At 65.5% G+C, this 15,089-nt stretch carries 15 protein-coding genes, 1 tRNA gene and 1 pseudogene; 7 read left to right on the forward strand and 10 right to left on the reverse strand.

Features of this window, described 5'->3' with window-relative positions; all coding sequences use genetic code 11:
• Complete coding sequence (locus tag JOF57_RS00080; protein WP_209912464.1) at nt 1–678, reverse strand: DUF8548 family protein; 678 nt, start codon at nt 676–678, stop codon at nt 1–3.
• 90 nt (nt 679–768) lie between these two features.
• Here JOF57_RS00080 and JOF57_RS00085 point away from each other — a divergent pair, with 90 nt between their 5' ends.
• Nucleotides 769–1,365: a uracil-DNA glycosylase family protein gene (locus tag JOF57_RS00085; protein ID WP_209912466.1), complete on the forward strand. Its 597-nt coding sequence runs from the start codon at nt 769–771 to the stop codon at nt 1,363–1,365.
• An 11-nt stretch (nt 1,366–1,376) separates the two neighbouring features.
• Here JOF57_RS00085 and JOF57_RS00090 read toward each other — a convergent pair whose 3' ends face one another.
• Entirely contained in the window at nt 1,377–2,075 is a 699-nt protein-coding gene (locus JOF57_RS00090; RefSeq protein WP_234937657.1) for a hypothetical protein, read from the reverse strand.
• 117 nt (nt 2,076–2,192) lie between these two features.
• Between JOF57_RS00090 and JOF57_RS00095 the strand changes: the two genes are divergently transcribed.
• The gene (locus JOF57_RS00095; protein ID WP_209912471.1) at nt 2,193–2,621 is read left to right on the forward strand and encodes a hypothetical protein; all 429 of its coding nucleotides are present in this window, start codon (nt 2,193–2,195) and stop codon (nt 2,619–2,621) included.
• A gap of 167 nt (nt 2,622–2,788) precedes the next feature.
• Here JOF57_RS00095 and JOF57_RS00100 read toward each other — a convergent pair whose 3' ends face one another.
• The 3 genes from JOF57_RS00100 to JOF57_RS00110 form a co-directional block, all read right to left on the reverse strand.
• Nucleotides 2,789–3,613: a hypothetical protein gene (locus JOF57_RS00100; RefSeq protein ID WP_209912473.1), complete on the reverse strand. Its 825-nt coding sequence runs from the start codon at nt 3,611–3,613 to the stop codon at nt 2,789–2,791.
• The gene (locus tag JOF57_RS00105) at nt 3,606–4,694 is read right to left on the reverse strand and encodes a hypothetical protein (RefSeq protein ID WP_209912475.1); all 1,089 of its coding nucleotides are present in this window, start codon (nt 4,692–4,694) and stop codon (nt 3,606–3,608) included. Before JOF57_RS00105 ends, JOF57_RS00100 begins: the two co-directional genes overlap by 8 nt.
• A 406-nt stretch (nt 4,695–5,100) precedes the next feature.
• A complete protein-coding gene (locus tag JOF57_RS00110; protein ID WP_209912477.1) occupies nt 5,101–5,604 on the reverse strand; it encodes an excisionase family DNA-binding protein in 504 nt (167 codons plus the stop codon).
• Between the two features lie 163 nt (nt 5,605–5,767).
• Here JOF57_RS00110 and JOF57_RS31485 point away from each other — a divergent pair.
• Both JOF57_RS31485 and JOF57_RS00115 read left to right on the forward strand, forming a co-directional pair.
• Nucleotides 5,768–5,944, forward strand: a pseudogene (locus JOF57_RS31485) (IS1380 family transposase); the annotation flags it as partial.
• Nucleotides 5,945–6,060: 116 nt separating this feature from the next.
• Nucleotides 6,061–7,464 (forward strand): IS1380 family transposase, encoded by a 1,404-nt coding sequence (locus JOF57_RS00115; protein ID WP_065204061.1) that lies wholly within the window; start codon nt 6,061–6,063, stop codon nt 7,462–7,464.
• 357 nt (nt 7,465–7,821) lie between these two features.
• On the opposite strand, the gene JOF57_RS00120 is transcribed toward JOF57_RS00115, so the two are convergent.
• Together JOF57_RS00120 and JOF57_RS00125 are read right to left on the reverse strand one after the other, a co-directional pair.
• Nucleotides 7,822–8,190: a hypothetical protein gene (locus JOF57_RS00120; protein WP_209912479.1), complete on the reverse strand. Its 369-nt coding sequence runs from the start codon at nt 8,188–8,190 to the stop codon at nt 7,822–7,824.
• Complete coding sequence (locus tag JOF57_RS00125) at nt 8,187–9,761, reverse strand: rolling circle replication-associated protein (protein ID WP_407666523.1); 1,575 nt, start codon at nt 9,759–9,761, stop codon at nt 8,187–8,189. The genes JOF57_RS00120 and JOF57_RS00125 overlap by 4 nt, the downstream gene beginning before the upstream one ends.
• Nucleotides 9,762–9,935: 174 nt before the next feature.
• On the opposite strand from JOF57_RS00125, the gene JOF57_RS00130 reads away from it, so the two are divergent.
• The 3 genes from JOF57_RS00130 (at nt 9,936) to JOF57_RS00140 (ending at nt 12,104) form a co-directional block, all read left to right on the forward strand.
• Nucleotides 9,936–10,000: transfer RNA gene (locus JOF57_RS00130), tRNA-Phe, on the forward strand.
• A gap of 246 nt (nt 10,001–10,246) precedes the next feature.
• Nucleotides 10,247–10,786, forward strand: a complete 540-nt coding sequence (locus JOF57_RS00135) for a hypothetical protein (RefSeq protein WP_209912481.1) — start codon at nt 10,247–10,249, stop codon at nt 10,784–10,786.
• A gap of 37 nt (nt 10,787–10,823) precedes the next feature.
• Nucleotides 10,824–12,104 (forward strand): DUF4132 domain-containing protein, encoded by a 1,281-nt coding sequence (locus JOF57_RS00140; protein ID WP_209912483.1) that lies wholly within the window; start codon nt 10,824–10,826, stop codon nt 12,102–12,104.
• Here the strand turns inward: JOF57_RS00140 and JOF57_RS00145 are convergent.
• The 3 genes from JOF57_RS00145 to JOF57_RS00155 all read right to left on the reverse strand — a co-directional run bounded on the left by JOF57_RS00145 (nt 12,101) and on the right by JOF57_RS00155 (nt 14,911).
• Entirely contained in the window at nt 12,101–12,859 is a 759-nt protein-coding gene (locus JOF57_RS00145; RefSeq protein ID WP_407666547.1) for a L,D-transpeptidase, read from the reverse strand. The genes JOF57_RS00140 and JOF57_RS00145 overlap by 4 nt on opposite strands.
• A gap of 280 nt (nt 12,860–13,139) precedes the next feature.
• Nucleotides 13,140–14,006: an MbnB/TglH/ChrH family RiPP precursor modification enzyme gene (locus JOF57_RS00150; protein WP_209912487.1), complete on the reverse strand. Its 867-nt coding sequence runs from the start codon at nt 14,004–14,006 to the stop codon at nt 13,140–13,142.
• A complete protein-coding gene (locus JOF57_RS00155; protein ID WP_209912489.1) occupies nt 14,003–14,911 on the reverse strand; it encodes a TIGR04222 domain-containing membrane protein in 909 nt (302 codons plus the stop codon). Before JOF57_RS00155 ends, JOF57_RS00150 begins: the two co-directional genes overlap by 4 nt.
• Nucleotides 14,912–15,089: the final 178 nt, after the last annotated feature.

The raw sequence follows: 15,089 nt of genomic DNA on the forward strand, positions 1-15,089 counted from the left end.
CTATTTACGTCCCCGCTGGAACCGCCAGATCGCGTGGTCGAGGGCCGTCGCCGACATGTCGAGCTCTGGTGCCGCGGCGGTCACGATCTCGGCGGCGAACTCTGACCCAACGCTGCGGCGCGGTATCTCCAGCGCGTCGGCCACGTACCTCGTGATCATCCGGTCCGGCTTCACCCCGGGGACGCCCGCAAGCATCAGCACGTAGCGCCACGTGATCCCGGAGCGCTGGCCCTTCACCGCCCCCCACGCCTTCCGGATCTGTTCCAGCCGCACCTCGTCGTCGGCAGCTGCGCGGAGCGCGGTGGTGGTGTCGATCCCCGCCTCGGTGAGCACACGGGCCGCGTCTCGGATCGCCTCCGCCTTCAAGATCCCACCGCGGGTGGACGTGCGGTTGCGGGTGCCGATCCGGCTGGCCCACGGGTCCGGGCCACTGCACTCGTCAAAGCTGGCCAGCAGCTCTGCGGTGCCATCGGTGGCCGGTTCGCCGCCCTGTTCCCGGCGGTAGGCCCGGTAGCGGTCGAGCACCTTCCCGACGCTGGCGTAGTTGACGCCGGTGGACTGCACCGAATCGATCACGCAGAGGGCGAGTCCGTCGCGGTAACCGCCAGGCGCCTCGGCACCGCGGAACTGTTCGCAGGCGGCGATGAGGGCTTTCAGCTGGGCGTCGGTGTGGGGCATGGGCGACAGCGTCGCACGGGGCACCGACGTAGGCGGGAACCTTCTCGGATTCGCAGCCGTCGCGTCGGGGACCGGTGAGACCATTGCGACATGGCGACGGACACCAGGCGGAGGCGGTTGAACCTCATCGCCCGGCGGATCAGCACCTGCCGGCAGTGCCCGGGCATGAACCGGCCCGGGGTGACCGAGTCGGCGCCGGGACGTGGGTCGGCGCACGCGCCCGTCGCCATAGTTGGGCAGAGCCTCTGCCGCAAGTGCATGGAGTCGGGGATCCCGTTCACCGGCGGCAGCGGTATCTACATCGACCGGGCGCTGGAACTCGCCGACCGGAAAAAGCCCGAGCTATTCATCACGAATGTGGTGCACTGCCACCCCGAGGACGACAGGAAATCGCGTCCGTACGAGATCGAGAACTGCTTGCACTTCCTCCACGCGGAGCTGGACGTCGTGTCGCCGCGGCTGATCATCGGGCTGGGCGAAGACGCGGAGAAGGTGCTCGCGGAGCGCTACCCCGATGTGCGGCGCCTGCCGTGGCCGTTCGTCAAGCCGCGCACCCCGAGGCTCGCGGCGACGTACCTGCTCTTCCCGGAGCACCCCGGGTCCCTGCGGTTCAAGAAGACCGCCGACCGTGGCTACTACGCGCCGAGTCTTGCCCGCGCGATCAGGTGGGGGTTCGAGGTCGGGTAGCTGTGGTGTGCCTACTGGTCGCCCGGCGGCACCGCCGCGGCGGGACTAGCTGCGATGCCGATGACCACGTCGTATCGGAGTGCCGGATCGATGTCGAGGTGCATCCCCAGCTCGGTGATCCTGCCGTCGCGGGGGTTCCATGGGCGGAACGGCTGCTCATGGCTGAGGAGGGCGCCCAGCGAGTCGATGGTCGGCTTCCACAGGTTCTGCCAGTTCCTGCTCGGCCCGACGGTGAAGGCCAGTTCGAGCCTGACGGGTCCATCCGGCAGCGCCGGGACACCGGCGAGGGCCGAGCGGATCTGCTCCTTCGCCGCGGGTCCGTCCCATGAGGCGGTTGTCGTCGCTTGCAGAACTTCGGTCGACGGCGCGGCCACCTCGCGTGCTGCCTCGGTCCTCACGGCGGAGTGCCCACCGCTGCGCTTGGTGCACCAGACCGACACCAGCCCGTCGTCGGACAGTCGGGAGGCGAGGGGCTTCGCGTAGTTGTCTAGGTCCCGCTTGTCCAGCAGGTCCAGGTGCGGCGCCAAGCCGACGTCGAGCCGCAGCGCCCACGGGCCGTCGATCCGCGACGCCGCGAGCAGCGTGTCTGCTTCGTCCAGGAACTTCCCCAACTGCACCTGGCTGCGGTTGTCAGCCCGGTCCCAGGAGTCGAGCTGAGGCGCGAGGTTCAGCCGTGCGCAGTCACCGTCTGGGCGCGCGTACCACCGCATCAGCACACCGTAATCCGACGTACAGAGCGCAGCCGGGCGCACCGCCGCTTCCGTGCGATTTCAGTGTTTCCGCGGGGCGTGGGCAAGCGGGGTGAATACCGGTGAGACGATCGCACCATGGCCCGCCGCGCCGACTCCGACGAGCACTACGTCCTCGATTTGTGCGACGAGATCCTCGGGATTCGGGGACGGCGCCAGCAGCGGTTCGACTGGCTCCGCGGAGACCCGTCACCATCGCGACCGCGCGGTACGGAGCTTCCCGTCGACGGGTACTGGCCCAGCCTTGGGCTCGTCGTGGAGTTCCAGGAGGAGCAGCACTCAGAAGCGGTGGAGTTCTTCGACCGTCGGCAGACCGTCTCCGGGGTCGGCCGCGCCGAGCAACGCCGCCGCTACGACGAACGCAAGCGCACCGAGATCCCCGCACACGGGATGCAGCTCATCGTCATCGAGAAGTCCGACTTCACGGTGAAGTCGAAGCGGATCGCCCGTGACCGCGCCCGTGACCTCGCGGTTGTCCATGAGCACCTCGACTCGCGCTGTTGCTGATCCCGTGCTTGTCATGCAACTGGCCCACAGGCTGCACTTCCCCGCGTTAATCGGTGGGTTCACCGACCAGGTAGAGGCGGATCTGTTGAAGCTCACGAAGAGCGTGCCCGCAGACCTGTGGTGATTGCTCGCCGATTACGGCGCACGTATCCCTCGCTCTTGGGTGGTTACCTGGACGCATCCGCGACGGCAGCGAGCACATCAGCTGCAAGCGCGGCGACAGAAGCTGCCACCAGGTCGGGGTCTCCGATCCCTTCCTCTGCCCGACCTGCCATGACCGATCCAAGTGCATCGGGGCCGTCGGCGAAAAGAACGGGCAGCCAATCGAGAGCCTGCTCGGCCACCGTCTTGCAGATCGGGTCGGACAGTAGGCGCTGAAAGCTCGATCCGAGTGCCGCCGTGTCGGTTGTTGCTACGAGCAGGCGGTAGACGTCGTGAGCGTCCTTATCGTTGAGGCGGTCAGGTTGGTCGCGCCGTTCATGGATCTTGTGGACTTTCGCAATCAAGAGTGCGGCTCGCCCGGCGACTCGGGCTTCGAAAGTCCTTGTGTCGTCAGGGTCGAGCGCAGATATCGTACGGAGCTCGTTGTCCACTACGGCGGCTTCCAACCCGACGGTCCGCCTTGTTGCTTGGTTGGAGTGGGGTGGGATCCGGGCACCGCGATGAGACCTACCGCCTTGCGACAAAGCATCTGGAACCATCAGATCGACCGGGATGCCTGCCGGGTTTAGCCATGCTCCAGGCTGCCCGTTCACGTTCGGGTAGAAGCCAGCTCGTTTCATCGCTTCTTCAAGAAGTGGCTCTTCGGGGAGTCCCCGCGGGTCGACCGCCAGATCGCTGTCCTTCGTTGCCTCGGCGATCGCAACGTCTGCGTGACCACTGTGCAGATAGATGGCCTGCGCGCCGACCACGACGATCGAATCGTGTTGCTCGGTCAGGGCTTCGAGGGCGTCCAGCAGGGCTGAACGGGCTTTGATGAGTAAATCATCCACGGCGCCAATCACTTTCGTTGCGCTCCATCCATGAGATGAGTTCTTCTCCCTCGGAGGGGTTTCGGCCCGGACCCGTGAGTAGGTCTACTGCCGCCTGTTCAATCGCGACAATGACCGCACCGTCGCGATTGGTACCGGTTCCGGTGAACACGACGTCGTACTTAGGTTCGGCGAGAATCACATTCGCGCCCTTATCCGCTGGCCGTAGGCCCCATTCCTTTGCTGCGCGCGCCGCATCATCGACGTAGACCATCGCCGCGCGGGCGGGAGCGTAAGGCGCCCACTGCGCTGCCGCGATCGTTCCGGTTATTGCGTACTGCGAGTACTGAGAGTTGGCAGCTTTGCTCTGCAGCGCTTCTAGGCCGCGAGGCTCGATGTAGCTTGATGTGCGGTTGGTGCGGAAGAAGCTGTAGTCACGACTCCATCGGCGTAGGAGGGTTGGCCAGTCCTTCAGGACGTAGTCCGTTCCCATCTTCTGCACCAGCCCCTCTTCTTGAAGGAACTCCAACACCCGATACGTTGCGCCGGTGGATGCCCCGGACGTGCCGACGAGATCGCGTGCCGACCACGGACCCCGCTTTGCGATGAGTGCCCGGACTACACGAGCGGCGGGCTCACCTGCCAGCGATCCGCGTGGCCGGCCCGGGCTTCGCCATGGATCTTTATCGGCGCCCCGATCGCGAACGAATAGCGTGGGACGTGACGACTGGATCAAGACGTTGCCGGTGGCGTCGATGAACGACATGTTCTCTTGCGACAGCCGCTCGCGCACTGGGGGCGCGAGGTATCGGGACATGACCATGGTCTTGGTGTCGATGAGCTCGCGATCTGCTGCCCACCGCAACTGTTCAGAGACTCTCGGAACGTCGCGGCCGACGAGCAGCCTCTTCGCCTCCACGAGGAAACGAACCTGCTCACCTGAAGGTGCGGTGAGTGCCAGGATCGCGTCTATCGCGGCGTCCATCGGCGGTCTCTGAACGTCGACTCGCCAGTCGTCAGGTAGACGATCGCGGAGTAGCTCGGTGCACTTGGTCAAGATCTCCGCCTCCGTGCCCGGCGGTGAAGTGATTGGTTCAGTCATGAGCATCTCCTGTTCGGGAAATATATCAGTTCCGATGGTTTCGGAACAAGGGATTTACCCGAACGGGTTGAATATGCCCACGTCATAACGCATGCAGGCTGAACGAACTTCGCGCGTGTTCGCGGTATGAGGGTATTCCGTTGCCAACGGAACTGGCTCGTAACCCGAACGGTTCAGTTGCATAAGCCTGCGCTGGCACCGTCGTGCCGTAGAAGCTATGACGCCGCTTGCCGTGCATGGATATCGGTAGATCGAACCTCTGGGTGTTCAGAAACTGAACACCCGAACCAGATCCGACCTCTGGGTGTTCAGAAACTGAACACCCGAACCTCGGCCCAGGGGCTTGTCAGGAGAGGTCCTACGCGGCGCGATACACGTCGGAGACTCTTTCAGACGCCGCGGACGGTCAACGCTTGCGTTTCGCCTTGGCGAGTAACTCGGCGACCTCGTCGGCGTCGGCATTCGCGAACTCCTCCGAGCTCTCGGCGATGAACCGGTTGCGTCGGGCGGGGAGCTCCTCGCGGTAGGCAAGGACATCGGCGAGCCGCAGCTTGCGTCGGACCGCGCCGGGCACGTGCGCGTCTAACTCGCCGTCTTGGATAAGGCGAACAACCGTGGGCCGGCTGAGACCGAGGATCTCGGCGGCCTGCTGGGTGGAGATTTCCTGGTCGCGGGTCAGGATGCTGATCGACTGGCCGTGATTAAGAGCGTGCGCGACGCGCTTGAGAACGTCGTATAGCTGTTCGGTGAGTTCGACACGGTCGTGTTCGCCCGCGCCGGACAGGAAGAAGGCAGACTCGGGTGAGGCCCTGTGACGGGCCTCATGCGCCTCGATGAAGCTGAGGACATCGGCAAGTCCATTGGCATCGGCCGGAATCGGGTTAAGAATGTCCGCGGACGCGCTGCTCATGGGTCTCACTTCCTTTAATCCCACCGCAGGAACGCGACTAATCCTTGATCCACCGATGAATGGGCTGGTTGTTGGGGTGTCGGAATGAGGAAAGTGCCCTCTGAGCTGGAAAGATTGGTGTTCTCTACGCAACAATCCGACCAGCACAAGAAAGGCACTTCCAGTGCGAGTGTCCCACACGTTCGGTCCCGACTCCGCGGTGTTCGACGAGGACAACCTCGTGTCGTGCGCCGGGCTGGTCCCGGTGATGGCCCTGGCCGAGCAAGCTGGCCTGACACGGTTGTTGGACAACACAATTCACATCAGGTCGTCTCGGGTCAAGTCCGGGGCGGCTAACCCTCGATCCACCGATGAATCGCCTGTTCGGAGGGTGTTGATGTAAGGAAAGTGCCCTTTGAGCTGGGATGATTGGAGTTACCACACTTCGATCAGCCCACGTTCAGAAAGGCGCTTCCGGTGCAAGTGTCCCATAGGTTCGCCGTGTCGTCGGCGGTCTTCGATGATGCACATCTCGTGTCGTGCGCCGGGCTGGTGCCGGTGATGACCCTGGCCGACCAGACCGGTCTGTCGCAGCTATTGGCCGACAAGATCCGGTTCACCTGTGAGCGGATCCGTTCGGCCGCGGCCCATCCGTCACCGAAGCTGACCACGCTGATCGCCGGGATGTGCGCCGGCGCGGACAGCATTGATGACCTAGACGTTGTGCGCTCGGGTGGGATGAAGACCCTCTTCGGTGGTGTGTACGCCCCGTCGACGATCGGAACCTTATTGCGGGAGTTCACCTTCGGGCATGCCCGCCAGCTCGAATCTGTCCTGCGCGAACACCTGGCCGCGCTGTGCGGGCGTGTCGATCTGTTGCCCGGCGCCGACGGACGGGCGTTCATCGACATCGACTCACTACTACGCCCGGTCTACGGGCACGCCAAGCAGGGCGCCAGCTACGGACACACCAAGATCGCCGGCAGGCAGATCCTGCGCAAAGGCCTCTCACCGTTGATCACCACGATCAGCACCGACCACGGTGCGCCGGTGATCGCCGGGGCGAGGTTGCGGGCGGGCAAGGCCAACTCCGGCAAGGGCGCAGCCCGCATGATCGCTCAAGCGGCCGCTACCGCCCGTGCTGCCGGGGTCACCGGGCAGATCCTGGTGCGTGGCGATTCGGCCTACGGCAATAGCACCGTGGTCACCGCCTGCCACCGAGCAGGTGTCCGGTTCTCGCTGGTGCTGACCAAGACCGCAGCAGTTGCCGCCGCCATTGACGCAATTCCCGAGACCGCGTGGACCCCGGTGAACTATCCCGGTGCTGTGCGTGACCCCGACACCGGCGCCTGGATCTCCGATGCCGAAGTCGCCGAAACCACCTACACAGCCTTCGGTTCCACCAAGACTCCGGTGACCGCCCGGTTGGTCGTGCGCCGGGTCAAAGACGCGCGGTTCCTCGATGCGCTGTTTCCGGTGTGGCGGTACCACCCGTTCTTCACCAATTCCGACGAACCCGTCGACGCCGCTGACATCACTCATCGCCGCCACGCCATCATCGAAACCGTGTTCGCCGACCTCATCGACGGACCTTTGGCGCACATGCCCTCGGGGCGGTTCGGCGCGAACTCGGCCTGGATCCTGTGCGCCGCGATCGCCCACAACCTGCTGCGCGCCGTCGGCGTCCTGGCCGGAGGTGCCCACGCGGTCGCCCGCGGGGCGACACTGCGCCGCAAGATAATCACTATCCCGGCCCGCCTGGCCCGTCCGCAACGCCAACCTATCCTGCACCTACCAGCGCACTGGCCCTGGACAGAGCACTGGCTCACGTTGTGGCGCAACACCATCGGCTACAGCCCACCAGAAATCGCCACCACCTGACCATATGCCGAAAGGCCCGACCGGAGCGCACAGGAACAGCTGGACAGACCAGCAGATACCCCCTGCCCGCGACCAGGACCAGCCCTCAACAGCCCAGCGAGGCACACCTACCCCAATTCATCAGTGGATCGAGGCTAATCCCACCGCAGGAACGCGACTAATCCCACCGCAGGAACGCGACTAATCCCCGCAGGAACGCGACCAAGTGTAGCGGAGTTACGAAAATAGGGTAAACGTCGGGCCGTATGTGAACTGGTGCCGCACCCGGCATCAACGACGACTCGCTTTGCCGTTCTCGTTCAACGTGCAGGTCAACATGGCGCGAATCTGCTTCGTCACACGGACAGTTGCCCACCGTTAATCGTAAGTAACGCGGTCGGAGCCAGCGGCTTTCAGCAGCTCGTCGCGTGCTTCATGAAGCCTGTCGAGAGCGGACCTTAGGTCGAGAGCGGCATCGGCCAGCTGGTAGCGAGCCGCCGGGTTCCCCTGCGCGGCAAGGATTCCGGTTGCACGCCTGAGGCTCTGCACGTAGTGCAGTGCGTCGACGGTATAGCGAGCCGTCTGCATTGGGGTGGCGCCGCCGGATCGTTCGAGGTGGCTCTTCATGAGCACCGCCCAGTCGTCGATCGTGTATAGGTCAAAGTTGTGCAGCGCGTTGAGCACCCAGCGTTGCCAGGCTGGTGGCCGTCGTGCGGCTGAACGGAATTGCGATGAGGAAGTAGTCACGCTCGGAACCCTAAAACCCGTTGCGCAGGGATAGCTACGTCCCAACGGATCGAATTTCCGGATAATCCGGCAGCCAGGCGGGAAGCGAACTGCGGCCCGTCGTTCACGAGTGCATAGCCGCCGGCAAGGCCGCCTTGATTGCAGAGCGTTCGACGTCGCCGAACCCGCCGATGCTTCACAACGCCGGTGTCGCGATTGATCCGGGTAACCAGGCGCGTGGCCGTGCGCGGCACCACGGCGGTGGGGAAGTGACTGGATGGGTGGCCATACACCGCCTGGTTCCGCGACCACCGCCGCAAGATCCGGCGAGCAGCGATATATATGTCCTGGGCAACCTCCACGACTGCAAGGGCCTTCTTGAGCCCGTACACGCCCCAGAACCGGCCCGGTCCTCGACCCGGCCGCCGCCAAAGTTCAGGCACGATGTGCTGGTATTCCTTGTCGCCATGCAGGTTTGGCGATGAATGCTTGGTGAAGTAGATAGCCAACCGTTTTGGGTCGCAGGCTTTCAACCCGGTGCGCACGTCGATGGCGGTACCGGCGAGCCGGTGTCGGGCCTTCTGCTCAGGGTCAGGGTGGTCGACGATCTGTGCCCAGGTGTTGGAGAGCCAATGAGCGAAGCTGAGGCCAGAGCGCCCCGGCGACAGTGGTGGCGTCATCCACAAATGGATGTGTGGCGCGCCGCGTCGCTGAAACTCCAGCTTCCAGATGTAGCGAGCCAGCTCGCCATATTCGCGTTGAAAGCGCTTGCGCCACAGAACCATATGTCGCTTCACGCTGGCCCCATCCGGAGCGACCACCTCCCAGTGTCCGGGGTAGGTGAGTGTCACCATGGCAGGCACGCGGCCGGATTCGACGAGTGGGCTGTAATCGAGTTCGGCGAAGGTGCGGCACATGGACGACCGTGATTTCCGGGACCACTCGGTGATGACACCGCCAGTACTGAACTGGTCATCTTCCGTATGACTCCGTCCTGTCGAAGACACGACGGCCCTATCACCGTGCCTGGCGTCGCCTTCGAGGTCATTTCGGATATGGAACTTCGCGTCGTCAACATCCCGTTGGTGATGACCGACGGTCCGTTCGGCTGTTTTTTCGGCCCGGACAGGATTGGTCCACCCGAGTCGCACGACGCCGGGACCGATGGAAATGCGAAACCGTCCGGATTCAGGTTCGACGCCGCGGCGCCTAGCACCACAGGCCCACGGTGGCGCCGGTTCGAACAGTGCCGCGGCCCCGGTGACCATCTCGGGCGTCGGGAACCGAAGGCCCAACGCGTCGACGGCCCGCAGCTCGCCGGTCGAGATCCCGTCGCGAACCGACTCGCGGACATTTTCGGCACATATAACAAGCCCGTCGGCCAAAGCCGGGTTGAGGCCGGGTGCCTCGGTCGACGTACGGCCGACCGCTGTCGCTCTCCCGCCCTGCGGCCTGGCGGCCTCGGGCGCTCGCGACCTCCCGTCAACCGAGGCACCCGGGGAACCAGGCCCTAATGGCGGGCCGACAGTTGCAGATGTCGAGCCGTCCAGCGACGGTTTCGAGTCGGTGGCTGATGATGCGATGCTGGGCATCGGGGTACCTGCTCCCCGGAGCCGCTTAGGCCGCCCACAACGCAAACGGCAGCACTGAAGCTCCTGGTCAGGAGCGCAAGCATCGTGTCCGGTCTATGTCCGTTCGTCGGACAGACTGAATACGTCAGCGCAGCTCAATGCGGCGCATACGACGCATAGACTCAGATAAACCGCAGGTCAGTGGCTATTCCGTCCGCCTGAAAAGCGGAAGGTCGCCGGTTCGATCCCGGCCCTGGCCACTGAGAGAACCCACTGGAAACGGTGGGTTTTTCTGCTTTTTGGGGCAGCGAGGATCTCCCAGCGGCGGAGGCCGGGCCCCGACCCCGATGAGCTCTCGCGGGCCGACGTTCTTGTGATCGGTAGCGGTGGTCGCGGGAAACTATGTCTGACAGACGGAATGTCACACACCTTCGTCGACGTCGGCATCTTCCATGATGTCCCGTTCGACGGTTCCCAGGTGCTGACTCGAAGCGGGGGGCCAGGTCATGAGCACTGCGCCACCCGAGGAGCTTCAGGCGCGCATACGCCGCTGGTCACGAATACAGAACCTGGCCGGCGGGATGGCGCTCGTCGGAATCGCGCTCCCTTTCGCCACATTGGGGATCGCAGTACTGGTGCAGCAGGTCACCGGGGACGACGGTGTGTTTCCTGTTCTCGTCTGGATGATCTGGGTAGGCATCGCGCTGCTTGTCGTCGGTGCATTCCTGGAGACCGAAGCGCAGGACCGTGTCCGCGAGGCGAGTTTCGCCGCCGGCTACCAGTCCGTCGGCATGGTCGAGTTCCGGAACGAGGAACCCTCCTCGGATATTGGCGGACCCGATACGTTCACGCTCGTGATCAGCGCCGACGTGCCCGGACAGATAAAGCTCCACCGGCGGCTCCACAGCCAGGACTACCCGGCCGACGCTGACGTGCATATCGGGCAGATCGTGGTCTTCCGCCACACCAACCACGATCCCGACGATCTGGACGACATTCAGTTCGTGCGGTTCGCCGGCATCGGCGGCCGGAAGGGGCAGTCGTGACCGGGGCGTGCGGAATCCCGACGTACCCTCTCCAGGCATGACCGACGGGTTCCTCGAGGAACTGGAAGCCCATGCCGAAGTTCGTTTCGGATTGCCCGCGGCCAACGCATTGGGGATGCTGCGCGATCGGTGGGTGATCATCGGGGACGACCACCATGTTCTGCGCGCGCTGACCGAGCAGCTCAGCCAGGACCCCGGATACCTCGAATTCGCGCGCAGGATCCTCACGATCGCGGACTCGCGGCTGGCCGCTATCTATGAAGGAACCGAGCCGTTTGTCGCCGACAAGGCGTTCACAGCCGCCGACGCGCGGGTGATCGAGCGCGCTGCGCTCGTTGCACTCACTCTGGACGCCGACTGGGCGGAGCCGATTCCTCGAATTCTCGGCCGAGCCGCCATCGCACCCCGGGCGGCTGCCAAATCGGCGCCGTCCCAGGCGGCGGCTTTCGCGCTGGCCCGTGCGATCATGGCCGCGCCGACCCCTGAGAGTGTGGCGGGCCTCGCGGACACTACGCGCGACGTACGGCACGCCGGGATCAAGAAGAAGTTCACCAGGTATGTGAAGGAGGCCCGTCGCGCAATTGGCGGGCGCCCGGACGTCGCCTTGCGGCTGCCGTTCGACACTGCCCCCTCAAAGGCCCAATTGACCACGTGGACCAAGGCACTGGAGGCAGGGTGGCTCGTTTCCGCGTCGTGGTCGTATTCGACGTGGATCGACGCTGCATTCGCCGTTCCGGTCGCTCCGATCAGCAAGAGCCTCGTCTGGCAGATCGTCGACGGGCCGGCATTCCTCGGCGAGCCGGGCGACTTCGCTGACGCGGAGGGCCGCCCGGTCGGCGTCTTGGACAGCGCCCGGATCCGACTCTGGCACCCCGCTGCGGCGACTCACGCCGAACGGAGCGCGTGGCGTCTTCGCGTCCGAAACCTGAAACTGGTGCAGCCTTTTGCGCAGGTGTTACGCGAGCACTACACCAATGCCGACGCCGACCGGTTGATCGCCGATCACGCGATTCTGAATGTGCGACAGCTGACCGGTCTGTATCGAGCAGAGGGATGGACCAGCGGAGGCCACGAAACGATCACCCGACGGGTGGGGACGGTGGGCGCGGAGATGTGGTTCGACGGCTCGGTGTACCCGGGCTCGGGTCTGGAGACGTGCAGTGCAGCAGGCCTGCGCGTCGGAGCGCTGGGAATGGCCGCGGACGGCTCCGTGACGATCGCAGTCGAGGGATGCGACGACGTGCCTGCCGTGTCCGAGATCATTCGCTCGGCAGACCTGATCGTCAGCGCCTCAACTGTTGCGGCCCTTCGCGATTAGATCTGCCAATCGTTGGAGCCGTCGTACCGGGAGTAGGTGCCGGTTGAGTTCTGAACGATGATGGGATCGCCGGGCTTGAAGTTGTCGAAGAACCACTGCGCGTTGGCGGGGCTGATGTTGATGCAGCCGTGGCTGACGTTGCGCTTGCCCTGATCGGCCACCGACCACGGGGCGCTGTGCACGAAGTCGCCGCTGTCGTCGAAGCGGACGGCCAGATCGACCGTCAGCTTGTATCCGTTCGGCGAGTTGACCGGGACGCCATAGGTCGACGAATCCATCACCACCGAGGGCATCTTCTCTTGAACGTAGAAGGTGCCGTTCGGCGTCTGGTGGCCGCCGGATGCCTTACCCATCGACATCGGGATGGTTTTCTCCACGGTCCCGTTACGGGTCACGGTGAGTTGGTGGGTGGTGTCGTTCGCCGTGGCCACCAGCGTGTCCCCGGTGTTGAAGTTGGACACCGTGCCGCCGGCGTCGACGGTGACCGCGGTGTGGGCGGGCCAGAAGCTCAGCGGACGCCAGCGCAGTTGCGTGGGGGTGATCCAGTAGAACTTGCCGGGGACTTCCGGGACCGACGAGACATGAATGGCGTTTTCGGTTGCACCGGCGTCATCGACGGGTCCCGGGAAGTTGATGATGATCGGCTGGGCCACACCGACGGTCGAGCCGTCGGCGGGGACGAGCCTCGGCGGCTCGAACGGCGCCGGATCTGCCTGCGCGGTACCCGCACCCAGGATGAGCGCGCAGCCCACCATCGACGCCGCTCCGGCTGCTTTCACAGCGCCGAAAAGTCTTTCCCTCGTCCAGTCACCCATCTCACCATCGTGTCACCTCCGTCAGCCCTGTCTGGCGAAGCGGGCCGCAGACGAGACCACCACGGGCGTCGCCGGGTGGCAGCCCCCGAGTGCGCGTCCCGTTTGTGACGGCACACCTCGCCGGCGGCGGCCACTGCCGTCGGATCGAATCCGGGCGGCACCGGGCCATCGGCCACCAACGCCCGGACCAAGGCTTCCTGCCGCTGAGCCAGGTTGTCTGTCATGCCCACGCCTTTCGCGCGCAGGTGGTGATCGGCGCGGCCCCGGCGGCCGTGGCGATCGCGTCCAGTTCGTCGAACAGTTCGGCCGCCGGTGGGTACCGTCCGTCACGCTCGAGCATGAACGGGGTGTCCACCCGTTCACGCAGGGCGGTGACCAGGTCCAGCACCTCCGGTGGCGTCCGATCGGTGTGGGTGTCGTGATAGAAATCGTCGTCCTGCCGGCCGCCCGCGACGTGGCTGTAGGCGACCCGCTCGATAGGGAGCCGGGCGAGCTCGCGGTGCGGGTCGAGACCCCGGTTCCGGGCATTGGCATAGACATTCGCCACGTCGAGCACCAGCAGCACGTCGGTGCGCTCGATCAGCTCGGTGAGGAACTCCGATTCACTGAGATCCGACTCGGGCCATTCCACGAACGCGGCGATGTTCTCGACCGCCAGTGGTACCGGCAGCTGCCTGCAGGTCCGGGTGATGTTCCGCGCCAATACATCCACTGCCTCCCGGGTGCGGGGCACCGGCAGCAGGTGCCCCGCCTCGATCCCGCCGGCCCGCACGAAGGCGATGTGCTCGCTGACCAAGGGGGATCCCAGCGCCTCCGCGCAGGCCGCCAATCGGTGGATCCGGGCGGGCTGCACCGGTTCCACACCGCCCAGGGACAGCGCGACCCCGTGCGGGATCACCGGGACCCCGGCGGCGGCAAGCCCGGCGAGCAGGGGATCCGGCCGGGCCCGACGGCGCCGCATCGGCACGGCCTCGGCGATCACCTCACAGAACCCGGGCGTGAGGTCGGCCATCAGCCCGGCGATTTCGCGGCGCCACCCCAGGCCCACGTCGCCCAGCGCGGGCACGGTGCGGGCGGTGACCGTCATCCGCCACACCCACCGCAGCCGCCGCACCCACCACAGCCGCCACCCCCGCCGCCGTCACCGCCGCAGGAGGCGCCACAGCCGCCGCCGTCGCCGCCCCCGGAGGGATCCCCGGCCAGCTGTACCGAACTGGAGTAGTCGGGGTCTACCGCCCACAGTGCTGCGGTGCCGAACAGCGCCGCGGAAAGGGCCACCGCCGCCGGCCCATACGTTTCGAACGCCGGGCGCTTGGCCGGATCGAGGTAGGCCAGGTGCCCCTGTTCGGCGGCGAGACGTTGCCGGCCGGCTCGTGTCAGCCGGCCCACTGTGAGCAGTCGGGGCAGCACGAGGGCGCTGTAGGAGACGGTCGCCAGGGTCAGCACCACCAACGGCACCACGTAGCTCGGCTGTTCCTCGACATGGGTCGCCAGGTACACGCAGAAGGCGATGCCGACCGCCAGCACGAGAAACGACGGTGCCGCACCCCACCGCATCCGGGTCCGCTCGGACCGGCTGCGGAGCAGGCCGCGCTCACTCAGCTGTTCTTCCAGCGCGGCGAGGTCGGCCTGGGAATCGTTGTACAGGCTCGGCACGGTGTGCCCCGCGTCGGCGGCGACCCGCGCCAGCGTCTGCTCGGTGAACCGGTCGTCCTGCGGGCCGGCCGGCACCGCGCGGTCCACCCGGCCGTTGCCGGTGATCCGTCCACTGGCGCGCAGCCCGGCCAGGGCGGCGACCACCGGAGCGACCTCCGATCGCAGCAGCGCGAGCTCGGTCGGGCTGATCGGGTCCTGGTTGACCGGGCGCCGCGGCGCAGTGGCGGTCCGCCAGAGCACCGCGAAGACCGCCGCTGCGACCAGAGCGGCCAGATACCACTTCGCCTCTGCGGTCATCGCCGACGCGTACCTATCAATCATTTCCTCGATCGACATCACAGTCACCTCCTGGTGTTCGGTTCAGACCACCGTGCCGGGGCTGTGCCCGTTACCGGTCACAACTTTCAGTCAGATCGCGGTATCGCACGGCCTGGCTGAACCAGCAAGCGTGCACGGCGGAGGACAGGGGTTGATGAGGACTTGATGGCTGATGGCTGAGGAAAATCCGTGCTTC

This window comes from Mycolicibacterium lutetiense, from assembly GCF_017876775.1.
GTDB lineage: Bacteria > Actinomycetota > Actinomycetes > Mycobacteriales > Mycobacteriaceae > Mycobacterium > Mycobacterium lutetiense.